At 73.5% G+C, this 21,473-nt stretch carries 16 protein-coding genes; 6 read left to right on the forward strand and 10 right to left on the reverse strand.

Annotated features, from left to right (window positions below):
* The first annotated feature begins 165 nt into the window (after positions 1-165).
* From AB0G79_RS19075 to AB0G79_RS19095, 5 genes are read left to right on the forward strand one after another with little or no spacing between them, the layout of a single operon-like run.
* The gene (locus AB0G79_RS19075) at positions 166-2,013 is read left to right on the forward strand and encodes an ABC transporter substrate-binding protein (protein ID WP_360807834.1); all 1,848 of its coding nucleotides are present in this window, start codon (positions 166-168) and stop codon (positions 2,011-2,013) included.
* 3 nt (positions 2,014-2,016) lie between these two features.
* Positions 2,017-3,078: an ABC transporter permease gene (locus tag AB0G79_RS19080; protein ID WP_360807836.1), complete on the forward strand. Its 1,062-nt coding sequence runs from the start codon at positions 2,017-2,019 to the stop codon at positions 3,076-3,078.
* Entirely contained in the window at positions 3,075-3,992 is a 918-nt protein-coding gene (locus AB0G79_RS19085) for an ABC transporter permease (protein WP_360807838.1), read from the forward strand. Before AB0G79_RS19080 ends, AB0G79_RS19085 begins: the two co-directional genes overlap by 4 nt.
* Positions 3,989-4,954, forward strand: coding sequence for an ABC transporter ATP-binding protein (locus tag AB0G79_RS19090; RefSeq protein WP_360807840.1), 966 nt, complete (start codon positions 3,989-3,991; stop codon positions 4,952-4,954). Before AB0G79_RS19085 ends, AB0G79_RS19090 begins: the two co-directional genes overlap by 4 nt.
* Positions 4,951-5,937: an ABC transporter ATP-binding protein gene (locus AB0G79_RS19095; RefSeq protein ID WP_360807842.1), complete on the forward strand. Its 987-nt coding sequence runs from the start codon at positions 4,951-4,953 to the stop codon at positions 5,935-5,937. The genes AB0G79_RS19090 and AB0G79_RS19095 overlap by 4 nt, the downstream gene beginning before the upstream one ends.
* A 112-nt stretch (positions 5,938-6,049) precedes the next feature.
* Here the strand turns inward: AB0G79_RS19095 and AB0G79_RS19100 are convergent, their stop codons facing one another.
* On the reverse strand, positions 6,050-7,069 hold the full coding sequence (locus AB0G79_RS19100) for a hypothetical protein (protein ID WP_360807843.1): 1,020 nt from the start codon (positions 7,067-7,069) through the stop codon (positions 6,050-6,052).
* Between the two features lie 65 nt (positions 7,070-7,134).
* Positions 7,135-8,448: a type III polyketide synthase gene (locus AB0G79_RS19105; protein ID WP_360807845.1), complete on the reverse strand. Its 1,314-nt coding sequence runs from the start codon at positions 8,446-8,448 to the stop codon at positions 7,135-7,137.
* Between the two features lie 99 nt (positions 8,449-8,547).
* On the opposite strand from AB0G79_RS19105, the gene AB0G79_RS19110 reads away from it, so the two are divergent.
* Positions 8,548-9,741, forward strand: a complete 1,194-nt coding sequence (locus AB0G79_RS19110) for a cytochrome P450 (protein WP_360807847.1) — start codon at positions 8,548-8,550, stop codon at positions 9,739-9,741.
* Between the two features lie 10 nt (positions 9,742-9,751).
* Here the strand turns inward: AB0G79_RS19110 and AB0G79_RS19115 are convergent, their stop codons facing one another.
* The 8 genes from AB0G79_RS19115 to nusA form a co-directional block, all read right to left on the reverse strand.
* Positions 9,752-10,717, reverse strand: coding sequence for a bifunctional riboflavin kinase/FAD synthetase (locus tag AB0G79_RS19115; RefSeq protein WP_360807849.1), 966 nt, complete (start codon positions 10,715-10,717; stop codon positions 9,752-9,754).
* Positions 10,718-10,757: 40 nt separating this feature from the next.
* Positions 10,758-14,885 (reverse strand): trypsin-like peptidase domain-containing protein, encoded by a 4,128-nt coding sequence (locus AB0G79_RS19120; protein ID WP_360807851.1) that lies wholly within the window; start codon positions 14,883-14,885, stop codon positions 10,758-10,760.
* A gap of 189 nt (positions 14,886-15,074) precedes the next feature.
* Positions 15,075-15,977: a tRNA pseudouridine(55) synthase TruB gene (gene truB / locus AB0G79_RS19125; protein WP_360807853.1), complete on the reverse strand. Its 903-nt coding sequence runs from the start codon at positions 15,975-15,977 to the stop codon at positions 15,075-15,077.
* Positions 15,974-16,414 carry a 30S ribosome-binding factor RbfA gene (rbfA, locus tag AB0G79_RS19130; protein WP_360807855.1) on the reverse strand — a complete coding sequence of 147 codons (441 nt, stop codon included), beginning with the start codon at positions 16,412-16,414 and terminating at the stop codon, positions 15,974-15,976. The genes truB and rbfA overlap by 4 nt, the downstream gene beginning before the upstream one ends.
* A gap of 29 nt (positions 16,415-16,443) precedes the next feature.
* Positions 16,444-16,737, reverse strand: a complete 294-nt coding sequence (locus AB0G79_RS19135; RefSeq protein ID WP_128976674.1) for a DUF503 domain-containing protein — start codon at positions 16,735-16,737, stop codon at positions 16,444-16,446.
* A gap of 142 nt (positions 16,738-16,879) precedes the next feature.
* On the reverse strand, positions 16,880-19,969 hold the full coding sequence (infB, locus tag AB0G79_RS19140) for a translation initiation factor IF-2 (RefSeq protein ID WP_360807858.1): 3,090 nt from the start codon (positions 19,967-19,969) through the stop codon (positions 16,880-16,882).
* Positions 19,970-20,119: 150 nt separating this feature from the next.
* Positions 20,120-20,401, reverse strand: coding sequence for a YlxR family protein (locus tag AB0G79_RS19145; RefSeq protein ID WP_360807860.1), 282 nt, complete (start codon positions 20,399-20,401; stop codon positions 20,120-20,122).
* 74 nt (positions 20,402-20,475) lie between these two features.
* Positions 20,476-21,471 (reverse strand): transcription termination factor NusA, encoded by a 996-nt coding sequence (gene nusA / locus AB0G79_RS19150; RefSeq protein WP_360807862.1) that lies wholly within the window; start codon positions 21,469-21,471, stop codon positions 20,476-20,478.
* Positions 21,472-21,473 lie beyond the last annotated feature (2 nt).

Genomic DNA, 21,473 nt, shown 5'->3' on the forward strand with positions numbered 1-21,473 from the left:
CCAATGAGGCCCCGTATCGGTGATCCGGTACGGGGCCTCGCGCGCATTCCCGCAGCCCACAAGGGGTATGACACATCGTTGACGCGGTACGGCGCCGCTGATAGACCTTCGCTTCACCAGTTGGCGCCCCCAAGATCCACGACACGAGGTCACGTTCCTATGGTCATGGTCACGAAGGTCCCATCCCGCCCGGCAGCCCCCCGCAGACCCCTCCGGGTCCTGCTCGCGACCGGCGTCGCCGCCACCGCTCTCGCCGCCGTCCCCCACACGGCCGAGGCACAGGCGACGGCCGACCCGAAGAGCGGTCCCGCCACCCTCACCGTCGCCGTCTCGCAGAGCATCGACTCGCTGAGCCCGTTCCTCGCCCAGAAGCTCACCTCGACCAGCATCCACCGGCTGGCCTACGAGTACCTGACCAACTACGACGCGAAGGACGCCCGGACGGTCCCGGGGCTGGCGACCGCGTGGACCTCCTCGCCGGACAAGCTGACGTGGACGTACACGATCCGCAAGGACTCCACGTGGTCCGACGGGAAGCCGGCCACCGCCGAGGACGCGGCCTGGACCTTCACCAAGATGATGACGGACCCGAACGCCGCCACGGCGAACGGCAGCTTCACCGCCAACTTCAGGAAGGTCACCGCCCCCGACCCGCAGACGCTCGTCATCGAACTGAAGAAGCCGCAGGCGACGATGACGGCGCTCGACGTGCCGATCGTGCCCAAGCACGTCTGGGAGAAGGTCGGCGACTTCTCGAAGTTCAACAACGACAAGGAGTTCCCGATCGTCGGGAACGGCCCGTTCGTCATCACGGACTTCAAGGTCGACCAGTACATCAAGCTCAAGCCGAACAAGTCGTTCTGGCGGGGCGCACCCAAGTTCGACGAGCTGGTGTTCAAGTACTACAAGGACGGTGACGCCGCCGTCGCCGCGCTCCAGAAGGGCGAGGTGTCCTTCGTACCGAACCTGACGCCCGCCCAGGCGGACGCGCTGAAGACGCAGAAGAACATCAAGGTCAACGACGCGCCCGGCCGCCGCTTCTTCGCCATCGCCACCAACCCGGGCGCGAAGGCGCGGGACGGCAAGGCCTTCGGCAACGGACACAAGGCGCTGCTCGACCCGGAGGTGCGCAAGGCGCTCTTCCTGGCCGTCGACCGGACGACCATCGTGGACAAGGTGTTCCAGGGGCACGCGGTGGAGGGCGAGGGGTACATCCCGCCGCGCTTCGGCTCGTACTTCTGGAAGCCGGAGGGCGCGCAGAAGCGGGCGTACGACCCCGCGAAGGCGGCGCAGGTCCTCGACGCGGCCGGATACCGGACGGACGCCGACGGGAAGCGGCTCGGCAAGGACGGCAGGCCGCTCTCCTTCCGGATCCTGTGCCACGCCACCGACCCGAACGACAAGGCGATCGGGAAGTACCTCCAGGAGTGGTGGGGGAAGCTCGGCATCGGGCTGAAGGTCGAGTGCCTGGACAGCGTCTCCGACCCGTGGGTGAAGGGCGACTACGACCTGGCCTTCGACGGCTGGTCGGTCAACCCCGACCCCGACTACGTGCTGTCGATCCACACCTGCGGCGCGCTTCCGGCGACGCCGAAGGACAGCGGGGCGACGGACAACTTCATCTGCGACGAGGAGTTCGACGGGCTCTACGCGCAGCAGGCTGTGGAGTACGACGCCGCCAAGCGGGCGGATCTGGTGAAGCGGATGCAGTCCCGGCTGTACGACACGGGGTACATGAACGTCATGGCCTACCCGAACGCCCTGGAGGCGTACCGCACGGACCAGATCGCGTCCATCACCACCATGCCGTCGGCCGCCGGGAACCTGTGGGGGCAGGACGGCTACTGGAGCTGGTGGTCGGCCGTGCCCGTCGCGGCCGAGGCCGACGACACCGACGGGAGCGGCGGCTCCACCGGGGTGATCGTCGGGATCGGCGTGGCCGTGGTGGTCGTCGCCGGCGCCGTCCTCCTGCTCCGCACGCGCCGCCGCGCCACCGCCGACGACCGCGAGTAGCCGGTGGCGACGGCAAGCACCCCCGCCGACGTGGCGCGGGCCGACCAGGCCCGCGCCGCGGACGGCGCCTCCCGCACCGGTTCCTCCCTCGGCTACCTCCGCCACGCGGCGGGGAAGCTGGGCGGCGCGCTCGTCTCGCTCCTCGCCGTGCTCGTCACGAGCTTCTTCCTGTTCCGGATCATCCCCGGTGACCCGGTGAAGGCCATGACGCACGGCGTCCCCACCTCCGCGGAGCAACTGGCCACGCTGAGGCGTCAGTTCGGGCTCGACCAGCCGATCTGGCAGCAGTTCACCGACTACTGCGCGAAGGCGTTGAGCGGTGACCTCGGCACCTCGTTCCAGTTCCGCGCGCCCGTCGGGGACCTGATCGCGGAGAAACTGCCCGCGACGCTGCTCCTGACCGGGGTCGCGGTGGTGCTCTACTCGGCGCTCGGGCTGTGGCTGGGCACCCGCTCGGCCTGGCGGCACGGCGGGCTCGGGGACAGGCTGAACACCGGGATCGCGCTGACGCTGTGGTCGGTGCCGTCGTTCTGGCTCGGACTGCTGCTCATCATCGTGTTCTCGGTCGGCATGGGGCCGGTCCCGGGGCTCTTCCCGACGGGCGGGATGGAGTCGGGGACGGGCGAGACCGGCTTCGCGTACGTCCTCGACGTCGCCCACCACCTGGTGCTGCCGGTGGTGACGCTGGTCGCCGTCGGGTACGCGCAGACGCTGCTGGTGATGCGCTCCTCGCTGCTCGACGAGATGGGCGGCGACTACCTGACGACCGCGCGGGCGAAGGGGCTGCGGGACGACGTCGTGCGGCGCCGGCACGCCGTGCCGAACGCGCTGCTCCCGACCGTCACCATGATCTTCATCAACCTGGGTCACGTGGCGGCCGGTTCGATCCTGGTGGAGACCGTCTTCTCCTGGCCGGGACTCGGCGGGCTCTTCTACCAGGCGCTCAGCGTGCCCGACCTGCCACTGGTCCAGGGCCTGTTCGTGGTCTTCGCGGGCGCGATGATCCTGATGAACCTGATCGCCGACCTGCTCTATCCGCTGCTCGATCCCCGGGTGGGCCGATGACCTCCTCCCCCACGACCTCCTCCTCCACCACCTCTTCTCTGACGTGGGAGCGCCGGCGCGGGACGGTGACGCGCTTCTGGAGGGCGTACCGGACCCACCGCGCCGGCCTGTACGGGCTCCTCGGCCTCGCCGCGATCGCCCTGGTCGCCCTCACCGCGCCGTGGACCGTCGGCGCGGACGTGCAGTCGGTGACCGAGGCGCCGGGTACGGCCCTGGAACCGCCGAGCGCGGAATTCCCCCTGGGCACCGACCAGTTCGGGCGGTCACTGCTCGGCCTGCTGATCTGGGGCGCGCGGATCTCGCTGCTCGTCGGGCTGCTCGCGGCGACGCTCTCGGTCGCCATCGGGACGCTCGTCGGGATCATCGCCGGGCACTACGGCGGCTGGTTCTCGACCGTCGTCATGCGGATCACGGACTGGTTCCTGGTGATGCCGACGCTCGTCCTCGCCATCGTCCTCGCCACCGTCATGTCCCGGTCGATGTGGACGGTGGTCCTCGCGATCGGCGTGACGTCCTGGCCGACGACCGCGCGGCTCGTGCGGGCGCAGACCATCGCCGTCGAGTCCCGGCCGTACATCGAGCGGGCGACCGCGCTCGGCGGCGGGCACCGGCACGTCATGACCCGGCACGTCCTGCCGAACGTGATGCCGCTCGTCCTCGCGCAGACCACGCTCGGCATCTCGACGGCCATCCTCACCGAGGCGACCCTCGCCTTCCTCGGGCTCGGCGACCCGACGGTCGTCTCCTGGGGCGGGATGCTCCAGGACGCCCGGGAGGCGGGCGCGGTCTCCTCGGGGCACTGGTGGTACCTGGCCCCGCCCGGCATCGCCATCGCGCTGGTCGCGCTCGCGTTCACGCTCTGCGGGCGCGCCGTGGAGTCCGTACTCAACCCGAAGCTGGGGGTGGGGCGTTGAGCCTGCTGGAAGTCAGGGACCTGCGCGTCACGTACGGATCGGGGGCGAGTGCCGTGCCCGCCGTGCGCGGGGTCGACCTGAGCCTGGAGGCGGGCAGCAAGCTGGGCGTGGCCGGCGAGTCGGGGTGCGGGAAGTCGACGCTCGCGCTCGCGCTGCTCCGGCTGCTTCCGGCCTCGGCGCGGATCGAGGGCGAGATCCTGCTCGACGGCGACGACGTCCTCGCCATGTCGTGGGGGCGGCTGCGGGCCGTGCGGTGGGCGGGCGCGTCGATCGTCTTCCAGGGCGCGATGCACTCGCTCAACGCGGTGCACCGGATCGGCGACCAGATCGCCGAGCCGCTGCTCGTGCACGGCCGGTCGACCCCGGCGGCGGCGCGGCGGCGCGTGGGCGAGCTGCTGGAACACGTCGGGCTTCCGGCGGCGCGGGCCGCCGCCTACCCGCACGAGCTGTCCGGCGGGCAGCGGCAGCGGGTGATGATCGCGATGGCGCTCGCCTGCGATCCGCGGCTGATCGTCGCGGACGAGCCGACGACCGCGCTCGACGTGATGATCCAGGCGCAGATCCTGCGGCTGATCGAGGGGCTCGTCGCCGAGCAGTCGATCAGCCTCCTGATGATCAGCCACGACCTGGCGGTCCTCGCCGACACCTGTGACCGGCTCGCCGTGATGTACGCGGGGCGGGTCGTCGAGGAGGGGCCCGCGCGGGAGGTGTACGAGGCGGCGGCGCACCCGTACGGCCGTGCGCTGTCCTCGGCGTTCCCCCGGATCGGCGACCTCGCCTCCCGGCGGGCGCCGCGCGGCCTCCCGGGCGACCCGCCCGACCCGGCGGACCTGCCGGACGGCTGTACGTTCCACCCGCGCTGCCCCGTGGCGGTGGAGGCGTGCGCCTCGCTCGACCAGGAATTGCGGGAGGCGGGCGCGGGGCGCCGGGCCGCCTGCGTACACGTGGGGAGCACGTCATGAGCCGTCCGCCGCTTCTGACGGCGCAGGGGCTGCACGTCACGTTCCCGGGGCGGCGGGGCGCGCCGCCCGCGCGCGCGGTGGACGGGGTCGACCTGGACATCGGGCCCGGCGAGATCGTGGCGCTCGTCGGCGAGTCCGGCTGCGGCAAGACGACCCTCGCGCGCTCGCTCCTCGGCCTCGTGCGGCCGACGTCGGGCACGGTCGCCTTCGACGGGAGCCCGCTCGCGTACTCCTCCGGCGCCCTCAAGTCGTACCGGAAGCGCGCGCAGTTGGTCCTCCAGGACCCCAGCGGGTCGCTGAACCCCCGGCACACGGTGTACGAGGCGGTGGCGGAGGGCCTGCGGATCCACGGGTACGCGGGCGACGAACGCGCGGCGGTCGCCGAGGCCCTCGGCCGGGCCGGGCTCAGGCCGCCGGAGCGGTTCTTCCTGCGCTACCCGCACGAGCTGTCCGGCGGGCAGCGGCAGCGCGTGGTCATCGCGGGTGCGCTCGTCCTGGAGCCCGAACTGATCGTCGCGGACGAGCCGGTGGCCTCCCTGGACGCGTCGGTGCGGGGGGAGATCCTGGCCCTGCTGCTGCGCCTGCGCGACGAACTCGGCCTGTCCGCGCTGGTGGTGACGCACGACCTGGGGCTCGCGTGGAACATCGCGGACCGGGTGGCGGTGATGTACCTGGGCAGGATCGTGGAGACGGGGCCGGTGGAGTCCGTCCTCACGGTGCCCCGGCACCCGTACACCCAGGCCCTGCTGTCCGTCCTCCCGGAGTCGCCGGAGCCACCGGTCGTGCTGACCGGCGAACCCCCGGACCCGTCGCGCGTCCCCGCCGGCTGCCGCTTCCACGCGCGCTGCCAGAAGCTCGCCTCGGGCGAGGCGGGCGAGGTCGCGGACAGCTGCCGCACGAAACCCCTGCCGGTCCTCGCCGGGGGCGAGGGCGGGCAGGGGGTGGCGTGCCACTGGGCCGCGCGGGAGGCCGGGGTGGGCTGAGCGGGTGGAGCGGCGGTCGGGGCCGCTGCCACGGCCCCGCCCGCGCGCCCTGGGTCCTGTCCGGAGAGCAGCGTCGTCCGCCCGAAGGGCAGGGCGACTTTCCGGACGGGACCTACGGCTGCGCGGGCTTGCCCGCCGGGGCCTCGGGGCTCGTCGGGTCGGCCGGCGCAACGGGCGCGGCGGGGTTGGCCGGAGCGGCGGGCTTGGCGGGCGCGGCCGGCTTCGCGGGAGCCGCCGGCTTCGCGGGAGCCGCCGGGGCCTCCGCCGCAGCCGGGGCCTTCGGCGGGAGGACCTCGCACGAGCTGATCGAGGTGCGCGTGGAGACGGACTTCACCGTGCAGGTGTCCTTGCCGACGCCCGCGTCCACCGTCCCCCAGTGCTCGCCGACGACGAGGACCGCCCCGCCGGGGCCGCTGATCGTGTCGTCGCCCGGACCCGACTGGATGAGCCCGCCGGACTCGGGGCCGAGGGCCTCCGCCTCGATGACGTCGGCCTCGCTGCCGCCGAGGACGCGGCCGGAGAAGTCGATCGTGCCGACCTTGATGGTGTCGGCTCCGTCGTTGCCGGTGACGATGCCGCCGCCGCGGTTGAACTTGCCGGGCGCGCCGGTCACCGAGCCGGTGGTGATCTTGTCGTCGCCGTCGTCGCCGTGGACGACGGCGCCGTGCCCGGCCCCGTCGCCGGAGACGGTGGCCACCTTGATGACGTCGTTGCCGCGGTTGCCGCGGACCATGCTGGAGGCGTTCAGCGGGACCAGGTGCTTGGCGCGGATGACGTCGTCGCCCTCGCCGCCCATGACCGCCGAGTCGACGACCAGACCGCGCACCTCGATCATGTCGTTCCCGGCGCCGCCCCAGACCGTGACGTTCTCCAGGTCGCTGTCGCAGAAGATGTTGTCGTCACCGCTGGTGCCGCTCACGACGTCGCCGGGCGGGGCGGAGACCCCGTTCACCCAGCACTGGTGCATCGGCACGCGGCCCGCGTGCGGGCCGGACGCCTGGGCGGGCGCGCCGGCCAGCGCGGCCGCGGCCGTCCCGGCGAGCAGCGCGGTCGTCGCGGCCGTGGCGCGCAGGGAGGGGCGCCGGCGCGTGGGGAGGGACGCCTGCGTGCGGGAGGGTGGCGTGGGGGACATACGGCTGCTCCTCTGGTGCTGGGGTGGGGGGTGAGCGTGGTGTGTCGGACGAGGCCGGGGCGGGGTCAGGCCGAGGTGCGGACCGGGCGGGGCGAGTAGCCGACGATCCGGCGGGCGCCGAGGGCCTTCCGGACGGGCGACTCGGCCCCGTCCGTCCACCGGCCGAGGCACATCTCGGCGGTGATGCCGGGTCCGAAGCCCGCGAGGATGCCGCGCGCGCCCTCCGGCTGTCCGCCCTCCTCGAAGAGCCTGCGGACCGCGTCGAGGACGACGGCGCTGGCGATGTTCCCGTACTCCGTCAGGGTCGCGCGGCTGAACCGGAAGGCCTCCGGGGGCACTTCGAGGAAGTGGCTGAGGTCGTCGAGGATGCGGGGACCGCCCGCGTGGATGATGTAGAAGTCGAGCTTCCCGGCGTCCCAGCCGTGCTCCCCGGCGAGCTCGCGCAGCGCCGGTGCCAGCGGTTCCATCGTCCCCGGGACGCGCTTGTCGAGGAGGAAGTGGAAGCCGGTGGAGCGGACGCTGTAGGCGATCCAGTCCTCGGTGTCGGGCACGAGGTACGAGTTGTTGCGCTCCAGGGCGATGCCCCGGCCGCCGTGCCCGCGGACCACGGCGGCGGCGACGGCGTCGCCGAACAGGCCGTTGGAGAGCAGCGATCCGACGCCGAGGTCGGTCGGCTGGTAGCAGAGCGAGCAGAACTCGCAGGCCACGATGAGGACGTTGGCCTCGGGGTAGGCCGTGCAGAAGTCGTGCGCCCGGTTGATCGCGGCTCCGCCGGCCGCGCAGCCGAGCTGGGCGATGGGCACCTGGCGGGTGTGGCTGGGGAAGCCCAGGTTGTTGATCATCCAGGCGGTCAGCGAGGGCATCATGAAGCCCGTGCAGGACACGTAGACGATCATGTCGATGTCGGCGGCGCGCAGGTCGGCGTTCTCCAGCGCCTCCTTGACGACCGCCGGCACCCGGGCCTTGGCCTCGGCCTCGTACCGGACGTTCCGCTCCTCGAAGCCGGGGTGCTTGAGGGTCTCCTCGATGGGCTGGACGATATGGCGTCTGGTGACGCCGGTGTTGCCGATCAGTCTGAGCGCGAGGCCCAGTTGGGGATGGCCCTCGTGGTGGGAACGGGCGAGGTCGAGCGTCTCCTCCATCGTGATCACGTGCTCGGGCACGGACACAGCGGGCTTGCACAGGGTCACCACGACACTCGCTCCTTCGTCTCGTTCGCGTGAACTGCCGCCCACACTCACCCGGTGATCGCCGACCCGCAACCGCGAGAGCGACGGAACACCTACGCAGGGTGACCGGACGGGGGGTGGGACAGTGCTCCGTTCAGGCGGCTGTCGGCGCCCGGCGTGTCGGCGTCGGTCGCCGCCGGGAACACGCACGTCATGACCCCCGAAACCTCCCCCGCGACAACGGCCGGGGCATCGCCCGCGGCACCCCCCGCCGCGTCCCCCGCGGCACCCCCCGCCCCGTCCCCCGCGGTGTCCGCCGCCCGCGACTGGGCCGTGGACGACCTCCCGGCCCTCGACTTCGACCCGCTGCTCACCGAGCTCCTCGCGAAGGAGCCCGTCGCCCGCATCCGGCTCCCCTTCGTCGCCGAGAACGAGGCCTGGCTCGTGACGCGGTACGAGGACGTCCGCGCCGTCACCTCCGACCCGCGCTTCAGCCGTACGGCCCTGCTCGACCATCAGGTGACCAAGATGACCGGCCACATGGTGGCCTCGAAGGCGGCACTGAACTACGCCGATCCGCCGTACCACACGCAGCTGCGCAAGGCGGTGACGAAGGCGTTCACCGGGCAGAGCACCAAGCGGCTCCGCCCGCTCGCACAGGCGAGCACCGACCGGCTGCTCGACGCGATGGAGGAGGCGGGCCGCCCGGCCGACCTCATGCGGCACCTGCACGGCCCGCTGCCGATGGAGGTGGTGTGCGACCTGCTCGGCATCCCCGACGAGGACCGGGCGGAGCTGGCCTCCTGGCCCGACCTCATCCTGTCCTCCGGCCCCGGCCCCGAGAACAGCCGCGCGGCCAAGGCCCAGATCCACGGCTACATCAGCGGTCTCCTCGACCGGCGGCTCGCCGAGCCGGCCGACGACCTGGCGGGCGTGCTCGCCGAGTCCCTCGGCGAGGGCAGGATCAGCGTCGACGAGGCCGTGTCACTGGCCATGGCGATCCTGATCAGCGGCGCCCACGCGGTCCGGAACAACAGCGCCAACATGGTGTACGTGCTCCTCACCCGCCCGGACCTCATGGCCCGGCTGCGCGCCGAGCCGGAGCTGCTCCCGCAGGCCGTGGACGAGCTGCTGCGCTGGATCCCGCACCGCAACGGCGTAGGGCTGCCGCGGATCGCGACCGAGGACGTCGAGATCGGCGGCGTACGGATCCGGGCGGGCGAGGCGGTCTACGCGTCCTACCTCGCCGCCAACCGGGACCCGGAGGTCTTCGACGACCCGCACACGCTCGACTTCGACCGGGAGGGCACCGGGCACGTGTCCTTCGGGCACGGTCCGCACCACTGCATGGGCGCGATGCTCACCCGCATGGAGTCCGAGGTGATGCTGTCGACGCTGCTGCGCCGCTACCCGGACCTGCGGCTCGCGGGCCGCCCCGAGGACGTGGTGTGGCAGTCGAAGGGGCTGATCCGCGGCCCGAAGGAGCTGCTCGTCACCTGGTGAACCGGGGAGCTCAGGACTCCGGGTGCTCCCGGTCGTACGTCTCCGTCAGCTCGCGGCTGCGGGCGACGTCGTCGGCCATCGCCACGAGCAGGTCGTCGAGGGTGTCGAACTTCAGCATGCCGCGCACGTACGCCAGGAAGTCCACGGCGACGTGGAGCCCGTACAGGTCGAGGCCCTCACGGTCGATCGCGTACGCCTCGACGGTCCGCTCCGTGCCGTCGAACTGCGGGTTCGTGCCGACGGAGATGGCGGCCGGCATCCGCTCGCCCGCGGCCGTGAGCCAGCCCGCGTAGACGCCGTCGGCGGGGATCGCCGTGTGCGGCAGGGTCTCGACGTTGGCCGTCGGGAAGCCGAGCTCGCGGCCGCGCTGGGCGCCGCGCACGACGACGCCCTCGACGCGGTGCGGGCGGCCGAGGATCTCGGCGGCGCCCGCCATGTCGCCCTCCGCGACGAGGCGGCGGGTGAGCGTGGACGAGAACGGCTGGCCGCCGCCCGCCTCACCGCTGACGAACAGGTCGATGACCTCGACGCCGTAGTCGTAGGTCTCACCGAGCTCGGCGAGGAACTCCACGTTCCCGGCGGCCCGGTGGCCGAAGCGGAAGTTGGGGCCCTCGATGACGGCCTTGGCGTGCAGCTTGTCGACGAGGACCTTCACGATGAAGTCCGCCGCGGACAGCTGCGAGAACTCGGCCGTGAACGGCAGCACGAGCACCGCGTCCACGCCCAGCTCCGCGATCAGTTCGGCGCGGCGGTGGTGCGGGGCGAGCAGCGGCGGGTGGCTGCCGGGGCGCACGACCTCGGAGGGGTGCGGGTCGAAGGTGACCACGACGGAGGGGACGCCGAGCTCACGGGCGCGCTCGACGGCGCGGCCGATGATCAACTGGTGTCCGCGGTGCACCCCGTCGTAGGAGCCGATGGTGACGACGCTGCGCCCCCAGTCCTGGGGGATGTCCTCCAAGCCACGCCAGCGCTGCACTGTGACCGCTCCTCGTCCGCCTGTTCGCCCTGCTCGCCGATTACGCAGGTCTAAGACTGCCATGCCCACGCCCGTCGGCACGCATCGGCATGGAAGTGCCGGGGAACCGCAGGGCCCTGAGCGTCTCGGGCCCGAGCAGCGGGGCCCACTCCCCCGGCGCGTCACGCACCCAGCCGCGCAGCCGCCCGGCGAAGCCCGGGAGCTCGTGCGCCAGCCCGCCGAGCGCCCGGTCGAACGCGCCGCCGCCCTCGTGGCTCCGGCCGTACAGCATCCCGACCCGCCGCACGATCTCCCGCGTGCGCGGCTCGCTCCGCAGCCCGGCCCCCTCGGCGGCGGCGGTCAGCAGGGCGTCCAGGACGCCGAACTCGCCGGTCTCCGCCTCGTACCGTTCGTGTTCGAGGAGGACGTCGAGGAGCTCGGCCCGCAGATGGCGGGAGGCGCCGGTGCCGGGGGCCGCGAGGACGGGGGCGAGGGCGCGGCGGACGGCGGCGGGGCGGCCCCGGATCAGCCCCGACACCAGCGGGAACAGGACGGCCCTGGCCGTCGGCCCGTCCTCGAAGCGCCGGTCCACGTACCGGGCGACGTGTCCGGCGCCGTCGGGCAGCCGGGCGACGTAGTCGCGGACGAGGGCGGCGATCCGGCGGGTCAGGGCGGGCGTGTCGATCTCGGCGAGGGCGCGCAGGGCCTCGCCCGCCTCGTCGCCGGTCCCGTGCAGCCGGGACCGGAAGGCCGTGAGGACGGGCCCCGGGTGGGTCGCGAGCGCCTCGGCGAGGGCGGCGGCGGGCACCCGGGGCTCGGCGATGGCCCGAGGCAGGTGACGGGCGCGGGTCTCCGGGTCGCGGACGAGGAGCCCGAGGGCGGTCCCGTGCAGTCGGCGGTCGGCCGGCCGGGCCAGCAGGGCGGCGGCGGCGTACCGGAGCAGCTCCCGGTCCCCCGGCCCGTGCACCCGCCCGGCGACCCGCTCCCCGTACACGGCCGCGGCCACCCGCCGCTCGGGCCGCCCGTCGTCGTGCGCCCACCGGTCCACGGCCCGGCACACCGCCGACGGATCGTCCTCGACGAGCGCGCCGAGCAGCCCCTCGGCGAGCGGATGCGCGGTGGCGACGAGCGCCTCGCACAGGTCGTCGACGGCGAGCGAGCGGTGCGTGTGCAGCAGGGCCTGGGCGGCGGTCGCCACGGTCGCGTGCGGGGCGGCCGGCAGCGCCCGCTCGTCCCCGAACCACCGGCAGAGCAGCGGCTGCACCCCCCGTGGGTCGGCGGCGAGCAGCCGCGCGGCGAGGTCGAGGGCGCGGGGCGGGACGCTCGTCGCGTACGGGGAGGGCGGCGACGCGGGCGGATCGGCGGGGACCTGGCGGCGCAGGAGGTCCATGCGCTCGTCCTCGCCGACGGGGAGGGCCCGCCAGAACGCGACGCCGAAGGCGGCGAAGACCGGGTGGCGGGGGCTGCGGCCGCCGATCCGGTCGGCCAGGAGGCGGAGGACGGGCAGGTAGGGCCGCGGGTCGCCCACCTCCCGTACGGCCTCCCGGAGCAACCGCCCGGCCCACCAGACGGCGTCGGCGTCCACCGGATCCGGCGCGTCCGCGAACCGGTCCAGGGACGTGACGAGCGCCGCGAGACGCGGGGCCAGGGCGGAAGGCCCCTCGTCGCGGTGGAGCCGGAGCAGCGCCTGGAGCACGGGACCGATGCGATGCCGGGGCACGGGCAGCTGCCGGGCGACGGCCTCGGCCGAGCCGCCGGCGCGCGGACGCGGTACGTGAACGGGGACGGGGACGGGGACGTCGGAGGGGAGCCCGGAGGCGACGGCCGGGGCGAGGGGGTCGGCGGCGGCGGTGGCGGTGGCGGTGGCGAGCCCGCCGGAGCCGTCGCCGGAGCCGGCCACGTACGGGAAGCCCGCCTCGTACGGGGACCCGGCCCCGGGCCGGACCTCGGGCGCACGCGCCGGAACGGAGACCGCCTGCGCGGCCGCGTCCCCGGGCGCACGACGGCCCTCCGGCACGGTTCCGTCCGCGGCGGCGGCCCCGGGGGGCGTCGCCCGGCTGTGGACCAGGGCGTCGAGCGCCGTGTCCAGGTCCAGGTGGGACGCCTGGAGCCAGTCGGCGAGCTCCTCGTGGGCGAAGCGGTAGCCGGTCCCGGCCGGGACGAGGAGGCCCTCCGTGAGGACGGCCGATGCCCAGCCCTCGCGCCAGGGGAAGAGTTCCTCGAAGGAGGCGCGGTCGAGGACGCCGTGCCCGGGGCCCAGGCAGCGGCGGGCCGCCTCGTGGACCTGGCCCGCGACCCGGGCCGCGAGGACACGGACGGCCGTGCCCCGGACGAGCGGGCGGGAGCCGGCGGCGACCCGGACGGCGACCCGCAGGCACATCAGGTCGAGGTGCGCGTGGAAGATCTCCTCCCGGCCGGGACGCCCCGGCACGGCGCCCGGGAGCGCGGCCCGGACCTCGGCGAGGAGCCGCAGCGCCAGCGGGTGCCGTGCGTCCGCCTCGGCGAGGTCGCCCTCCCCGAGCCCGTACCCCTCCCGTACGGCCCTGGCCTCGGCCTCCGAGTACGCCCCGAGCACGAGGGCAGGAGGCGACACCCAGCCCCCGGGGACCTCCCCCCGACAGGCCCCGCCGCCGGAAACCTCCACGCGGTACGTACCGTGCCCAGGCCACGGCCCCGTCGCCCCCGCCCCGGGCGCGCCGGGCACGTCCGAGGCCGCACTGCCCCCGGCGCCCCCAGCCAGGAACACACCGGCCCCAGGACCCGCCGGCGACGACGCACCACCCCCAGGGGCCCCGGCCCGGTACGCACCACCCCCGGCGCCCCCGGCCAGGAACGCGCCGCCTCCACGGCCCGCCGCCGAAGCCGCACCACCCCCGGGTCCCCCAGCCCGGAACGCGCCGCCCCCGGGGCCCTCCGCCGGGGGCGCGCCGCCCTCGTGGGCCCTGGGCCGGGGCGTCCCCCCGAGGGTGCCGGTCGTGGGGCCCTCCGCCGGGCGGTGCAGGGCGGCCGGGGTGTACAGCGTGCCCGCCAGGTCCCAGTGTTCCGGGCGGCAGGCCGTGACGAGTCGGGCGCCGTGGTCCCGCAGCCAGCGCTCGGTCGCCTCGGTCCAGTCGGGCAGCCGGTGGGCGAGGAGGGGCGGCATCTCCTCGGGGCCGTCGAGGACGACGAGGAGGGGGCGGTCCGCCTCCCGGGCGAGCGCGGCCGCGCGTTCCGGCGTCGCCGCGCCGGTGTCGCCGAGCGCCCCGGAGGCGGTGACGATGCGGCCGGCCTGGCGGAGGGCGCGCCCCACGGCGTCGGCCAGCGAGCCGTCCTCGGCCCGCAGGTCGGCGCCGCGCAGCCGCACGGTGGGGGCGGGGGCGGCGCCCCGGGCCCGGCGGGCGCAGAGCGCGGCGAGGGCGGTCGTGCGTCCGGTGCCGGGGGCGCCGACCAGCCCCATGACGAGGGCGTCCCCCTCGGCGAAACGGGTGAACTCGCGGACGCACACCGGGCGTTCCACGGGGTCGGGCCAGGGGTCGGGGTCACGGACGGGTCCGGTGGAGGTCGCGGTGAGCTCCAGGATCCCCGCGAGGTTGAGGTCGGGCCCGTACGCGGGGACGGTCGCCGCGTTCCGCCGCAGGAGGGTGGCGAGCGGCCCGTCCCCCCGTACCGTGACCGCGTACCCGGCCCCCGCGCGCTCGCCGCGCAGCGCCGTGCCGAGGACCGCGAGGACCGTGCCCGTGCTCGTGTCGAGGACCGGGCCGCCCGCGGCGCCGCCGTCGAGCCGGAGCGCCTCCGCACCCTCGGTGCCGATCGCCAGTTCGAGGGCGTGTCCGAGGCGGTGGCGCCCGCCGGCCGTGGTGTACGTGACGGAGGCGGGGCCCAGGACCCGGGCCTCGCGCCAGCCCTGGGCCGCGATCCGGACGTACGTGCCGGGCTCGGTCTCGGGGCGGGTCGCGAGGGCCACGGGGCGCAGGCCGAGGCCTTCGGTCCGGACGAGCGCGAGGCCGCTCTCGGGCAGCGGGGTGACGGCTTCGGGACCGGCGAGGCAGGTCAGGTCGCCGGGCGCGCGCAGGAGCACGCGCGTGAGGCCGTCGACGGCCTCGTGGCTGGTGACGACCGTGCCGTGGTGGTCGGCGAGGAATCCGGTGCCGCGCCGCCGGCCCGCCGGATCACAGATGCTTACCAGCGTCGCCAGGTCCCCGCGTCCCATGGGACGACGGTAGGTCGGTGGTGATCACCGGCACGACGGACTCGGCAAACGCGCCCCCCGTCGCTCCCTCTGTCACTCCGAGCGCCTCCCTGATCGGGTGAATATCCCGGATTCGACGGGCAGAACCCGTCGGGGGGAAACGCCGAGGGGGCGGCACGCGCACGTGCCGCCCCCTCGGAACCGTCCTGATCAGCCGAAGACCGCGAGGCTCTTCGCCTTGCCCCGCTGGTCCTCGACGAGCGCGAGCAGCTTCCCGCCCGGCCCGAAGACCGCGACCGGACCCGCCGGGTAGGTCGGCATGTCCAGGCGGACGCCGTTGAGGAGCAGCGTGCCGCGCTTCTCGTCGACGTCCCAGCGCGGGAACGCCGCGGCGGCGGCGTCGGCGACCGGCATGACGGTCAGCTCCTCCTGGAGCTGGTCCAGGGTCTTCGCCGCGTCCAGCTTGTACGGGCCGACGCGGGTGCGGCGGAGCGCGGTCAGGTGACCGCCCACGCCGAGCCCGGCACCGAGGTCCCGGGCGAGCGCCCGGATGTACGTACCGGAGGAGCAGACGACCGAGACGACCAGGTCGACGACGGGCGTGCCGTCCTCGGCCGTGGCCTCGCGGACGTCGTACACCTGGAACGAGGAGACGGTCACCGGGCGGGCCGGGATCTCGAACTCCTCGCCGCCGCGCACGCGCGCGTACGACCGCTTGCCGTCGATCTTGATCGCGGAGACCTTCGACGGCACCTGCATGATGGCGCCGGTGAGCTCGGCCACGCCGGCGTCGATCTGCTCGCGGGTGACCTTCGAAGCGTCGACCGACGCCGTGATCTCGCCCTCGGCGTCGTCGGTGATCGTGGTCTGGCCCAGGCGGATGGTGCCCAGGTACTCCTTCTCGGTCAGCGCGAGGTGACCGAGGAGCTTGGTGGCGCGCTCGACGCCGAGGACGAGGACGCCCGTGGCCATGGGGTCGAGCGTGCCCGCGTGGCCGACGCGGCGGGTCTTCGCGATCCCCCGCATCTTGGCCACGACGTCGTGCGAAGTGAAGCCCGACGGCTTGTCGACAATGACAAGACCGTCGGGCGTCTTGGTGGGTGCGGTGCTCATTCGGCGGCTTCGTCCTCGCCCGGCTTCTTGTAGGGGTCGGCGTCGCCCGCGAAGGTGGCGCCCGAGGAGGCCTGCCGCACCTGGGCGTCCGAGGCCCGCGCCTTGTCGAGGAGGTCCTCGATCGTCCGCGCGTTCTCCGGGAGGGCGTCGGCGATGAACGTCAGGGTCGGGGTGAACTTGGTGCCCGCCGCGCGGCCCACGGCCGAACGGAGGATGCCCTTGGCGCTCTCCAGGCCGGCCGCCGCGCTCGCCCGGTCCTCGTCGTCGCCGTAGACCGTGTAGAAGACCGTGGCCTCCCGCAGGTCGCCGGTGACACGGGTGTCCGTGATGGTCACGTGCGTGCCCAGGCGGGGGTCCTTGATGCCGCGCTGCAGCTTCTCGGCGACCACCTCCCGGATGAGGTCTGCCAGCTTCTTCGCCCGCGCGTTGTCGGCCACTGGTCCTTCTCCTTCTTTGCCTTGCTCAATCAGTCTTCATCAGTGTGGAGCCTTCGGCGCACCGAAAGCAGCTCCACCTCCGGCCGCGCGGCCACCAGGCGCTCGCAGCGGTCGAGTACGTCCGACACGAACCCCGCGTCCCCGGACACCAGCGCGACCCCGATACGGGCCCTGCGATGGAGGTCCTGGTCGCCCACCTCGGCCGCGCTCACGGAGAACTTGCGCTGGAGCTCGGCGACGACGGGCCGGACGACGGAGCGTTTTTCCTTCAGCGAGTGAACGTCGCCGAGGAGCAGATCGAAGGACAGAGTCCCCACGTACATGCGGTGCCGGATGTCCCGCCGGTTCGGGTTCGGTGGCCTGCCACGCCGTCGCTTGGCAGGGTCACCAGAAACCGTACACGCAACGGCCGGGGCCGATCGACGGAATAACTCCCGCCGACCGGCCCCGGACGCAGCTCACGCGTTACGCGCGCGGCTTCTCGCGCATCTCGTACGTCGCGATGACGTCGTCGATCTTGATGTCGTTGTAGTTTCCGAGGTTGATACCACCCTCGAAGCCTTCACGAATCTCGGTGACGTCGTCCTTGAAGCGGCGCAGACCGTGGATGGTGAGGTCCTCCGCGATGACCTTGCCGTCGCGGATGAGGCGCGCCTTGGTGTTGCGCTTGACCTCGCCGGAGCGGATGAGAACACCCGCGATGTTGCCCAGCTTGGACGAACGGAAGACCTCGCGGATCTCCGCCGTGCCGAGCTCGACCTCTTCGTACTCCGGCTTGAGGAGGCCCTTGAGCGCCGCCTCGATCTCCTCGATGGCCTGGTAGATCACCGAGTAGTAGCGGACGTCGACGCCCTCGCGCTCCGCCATCTGCGCGGCACGGCCGGCCGCACGGACGTTGTAGCCGATGACGATGGCGTCGGAGCCCATCGCCAGGTCGATGTCGGACTCGGTGACCGCACCCACACCACGGTGCAGGACGCGGATGTCGACCTCTTCGCCGACGTCGAGCTGGAGCAGCGAGGCTTCGAGGGCCTCGACCGCACCGGACGCGTCGCCCTTGATGATGAGGTTGAGTTCCTGCACCAGACCGGCCTTGAGCACCTTGTCGAGGTCCTCGAGGGACACCCGGCGGACGCGCTTGGCGAAGGCGGCGTTGCGCTCACGCGCAGCGCGCTTCTCGGCGATCTGACGGGCCGTACGGTCCTCGTCGACAACGATGAGGTTGTCGCCGGCACCCGGCACGTTGGTGAGACCGAGCACCAGGACGGGAGTCGACGGGGTCGCCTCCTCGACGTTGTTGCCCTTGTCGTCGAGCATCGCCCGGACGCGGCCGTACGCATCGCCGACCACCACGGTGTCGCCGATGCGCAGCGTTCCGCGCTGAACGAGGACGGTGGAGACGGCACCGCGACCACGGTCGAGGTGCGACTCGATCGCAATACCCTGCGCGTCCTGGTTCGGGTTGGCCCGCAGGTCGAGCGAGGCGTCGGCGGTGAGGACGACGGCCTCCAGCAGGGAGTCGATGTGCAGACCCTGCTTGGCGGAGATGTCGACGAACATCGTGTCGCCGCCGTACTCCTCGGCCACGAGACCGAACTCGGTCAGCTGGCCGCGGACCTTGGTCGGGTCCGCGCCCTCGACGTCGATCTTGTTGACCGCGACGACGATCGGGACGCCGGCGGCCTTGGCGTGGTTGAGCGCCTCGATCGTCTGCGGCATGACGCCGTCGTTGGCCGCGACCACGAGGATCGCGATGTCGGTCGACTTCGCACCACGGGCACGCATGGCGGTGAACGCCTCGTGACCCGGGGTGTCGATGAAGGTGATCTTGCGGTCCTCGCCGTTGACCTCGGTGCCCACCTGGTAGGCACCGATGCCCTGCGTGATGCCACCGGCCTCGCCCGCGACGACGTTCGTCTTGCGGATCGCGTCGAGCAGTCGGGTCTTGCCGTGGTCGACGTGACCCATGACGGTGACGACCGGCGGACGGGAGACCAGAGCCTCTTCGCCGCCCTCGTCCTCGCCGAACTCGATGTCGAAGGACTCGAGGAGCTCGCGGTCCTCTTCCTCCGGCGAGACGATCTGGACGGTGTAGTTCATCTCCTCGCCGAGCATCGTCAGCGTGTCGTCGGAGACGGACTGCGTGGCCGTGACCATCTCACCGAGGTTCATCATCACCGCGACGAGCGACGCCGGGTTGGCGCCGATCTTCTCGGCGAAGTCGGTGAGGGAGGCACCGCGCGACAGGCGAATGGTGTCGCCGTTGCCGCGAGGCAGCATCACGCCGCCCACGGACGGGGCCTGCATGGCCTCGTACTCCTGGCGCCTCTGACGCTTCGACTTGCGGCCACGACGCGCGGGACCACCGGGACGGCCGAAGGCGCCCTGCGTGCCACCACGGGCACCCGGACCACCGGGACGACCGCCGAAGCCGCCGGGACGACCGCCGAAGCCGCCGCCACCACCGGGACCACCCGGGCGACCGCCGCCGCCACCGGGACCACCGGGACGGCCGGCGAAGCCGCCGCCACCGCCACCGGGACCGGCCGGACGACCGGCGAAGCCGGGACGACCGCCGCCACCGGCACCGCCGGGACGACCGCCGGGGCCACCGGGGCCACGACCGCCGGGACCGGGGCGCGGGCCGGCAGCGGGACGCTGCGGCATCATGCCCGGGTTCGGACGGTTACCGCCGGGCGCGCCGCCCGGACGGGGAGCCTGCGGACGCGGCATGCCACCGGGGGTGGGACGCGCGCCGCCCTGGCCCTGACCCTGCGGACGCGGGGCGCCGCCGGGGCCACCCTGCGGACGCGGGGCGCCGGGAACGGCGCCGGGGCCCTGCGGGCGCGGGGCGCCGCCGCCGGGACGGGGCGCCTGCGGGCGCGCCATGCCGGTGGAGCCGCCCGAGGTGAACGGGTTGTTGCCCGGACGCGGACCGGCCGGACGGGCACCGCCCGGACGGGGAGCGCCCTGGCCCTGCGGACGCGGCGCGCCCTGACCCTGCGGGCGCGGGGCACCCTGACCCGGGCGGGCGGGGCGCTCGCCGGCGGGACGGGGACCCGGGGCGGCGCCGCCGGGGCGCGGACCGGCGGCGGGAGCCGACGGAGGCGCGGTGAACTCGGGCGCGGCCGGAGCCGGGGTGACCGGCTTGGGCGCGGGCTTCGGGCCCGGGCGGGGGCCCGAGGCGGCCGGAGCCGGAGAGGGGGTGCTGCTCGCGGGCGCGGCCGGCGTGACCGGGGCGGGCGCCGCAGGCGCGGCGGGGGCCGGCTTGGGGGCCGGGGCGCCGGGCTTGGGGGCAGCGGGACGAGCCGCGGCGGCCGGAGACGGCGCCGCGGGGGAGGGCGCCGCCTTGCGGGGCGCGCCGGGCTTGGCAGCGGTCTTGCCGGCGTTGCCACCGGGACCCTGCAAAGCGTCAGTCAACTTGCGCACGACCGGCGCCTCGATCGTCGAGGACGCCGAACGGACGAATTCACCGAGTTCTTGGAGCTTGGCCATGACGACCTTGCTCTCCACACCGAACTCCTTGGCGAGTTCGTATACCCGGACCTTAGCCACTTCGCTCCTTTGTGAGGTCCGGTTACCGCCGGACCGTCGCTACTTCATGGGCGTACTCATCGCGTACTCATCGAGTGCTCATCGCAATCTCGACCTACTTCCAACTCGCGAGGTACCTGACCGCACGGTGATCCGTGCCGTACTTCTTCTTCACTGCGGCGCCGATCGCTCGACGTGCAGACGGAGCTCCGTCGTGTCGAGCGGGCCCTGGACCCTGAAGGCCCGGGGGAACGCCCGGCGGCGGACCGCCTGGTCGAGACAGACCACGGCGGGGTGCAGGTACGCACCCCGGCCGGGCAGCGTACCGCGATGATCCGGAACGCACTCGTCCTTATTCACCACGATCCGCAGCAGATCGCTCTTGGCCGCTCGCTCCCGACATCCCACACAGGTTCGTTCAGGGCATACGCGGGCTTGCGTCCGGCCAGACACGATTAAGTCTACCTCCCCGTACCGACCTCACCCGTTTGGGGCAAAAATCGAACAGCTGTTGGCCAAAAACGGTCTCAGTCCTGCGGACCGGCCGGCTCGGTGTCGGGTCGGATGTCGATCCGCCAGCCGGTCAGACGCGCGGCGAGGCGGGCGTTCTGCCCCTCCTTGCCGATCGCCAGCGACAGCTGGTAGTCCGGCACCGTCACCCGGGCGGAACGGGCGGCCAGGTCGACGATCTCGACCTTGGAGACCCGCGCCGGGGAGAGCGCGTTCGCCACCATCTCGGCCGGGTCGTCCGACCAGTCGACGATGTCGATCTTCTCGCCGAGCAGCTCCGCCATCACGTTGCGGACGCGGCTGCCCATCGGGCCGATGCAGGCGCCCTTGGCGTTCAGACCCGAACGGGTGGAACGCACGGCGATCTTGGTGCGGTGACCCGCTTCGCGCGCGATGGCCGAGATCTCGACGGAACCGTCGGCGATCTCGGGCACCTCCAGGGCGAAGAGCTTCTTCACCAGGCTGGGGTGCGTGCGCGAGAGGGTGACGGACGGGCCGCGGACACCGCGGGCCACCCGGACGACGTACGTCCGCAGGCGCAGGCCGTGCGAGTAGTCCTCGCCCGGCACCTGCTCCTGCACGGGGAGGATGGCCTCCAGCTTGTCGTCCAGACGGACCAGGACGTTCTTCGGGTCCTTGCCCTGCTGCACCACACCGGCGACGACGTCACCCTCGCGGCGGGCGTACTCGCCGAACGTCACGTCGTTCTCGGCGTCGCGCAGGCGCTGCTGGATCACCTGGCGGGCGGTGCTCGCCGCGATCCGGCCGAAGTCCGACGGGGTGTCGTCGAAGTCCTTGGGCTCCTGGCCCTCCTCCAGCTCGGCGGGGTCCTCCTGGGCCCACACCGTCACGTGGCCGGTGGCCCGGTTCAGCTCCACGCGCGCGCGGCGGCGGGCGTCGGGGGTGCGGTGGTACGCGATGAGGAGGGCCGACTCGATCGCCTCGACCAGCATCTCGAAGGAGATGTCCTTCTCCTGTGCCAAGCCCTTCAGGAGCTTCACGTCGATGTCCACGG

It is taken from the genome of Streptomyces sp. NPDC020807, assembly GCF_040641575.1.
In the GTDB taxonomy this organism is placed as follows: domain Bacteria; phylum Actinomycetota; class Actinomycetes; order Streptomycetales; family Streptomycetaceae; genus Streptomyces.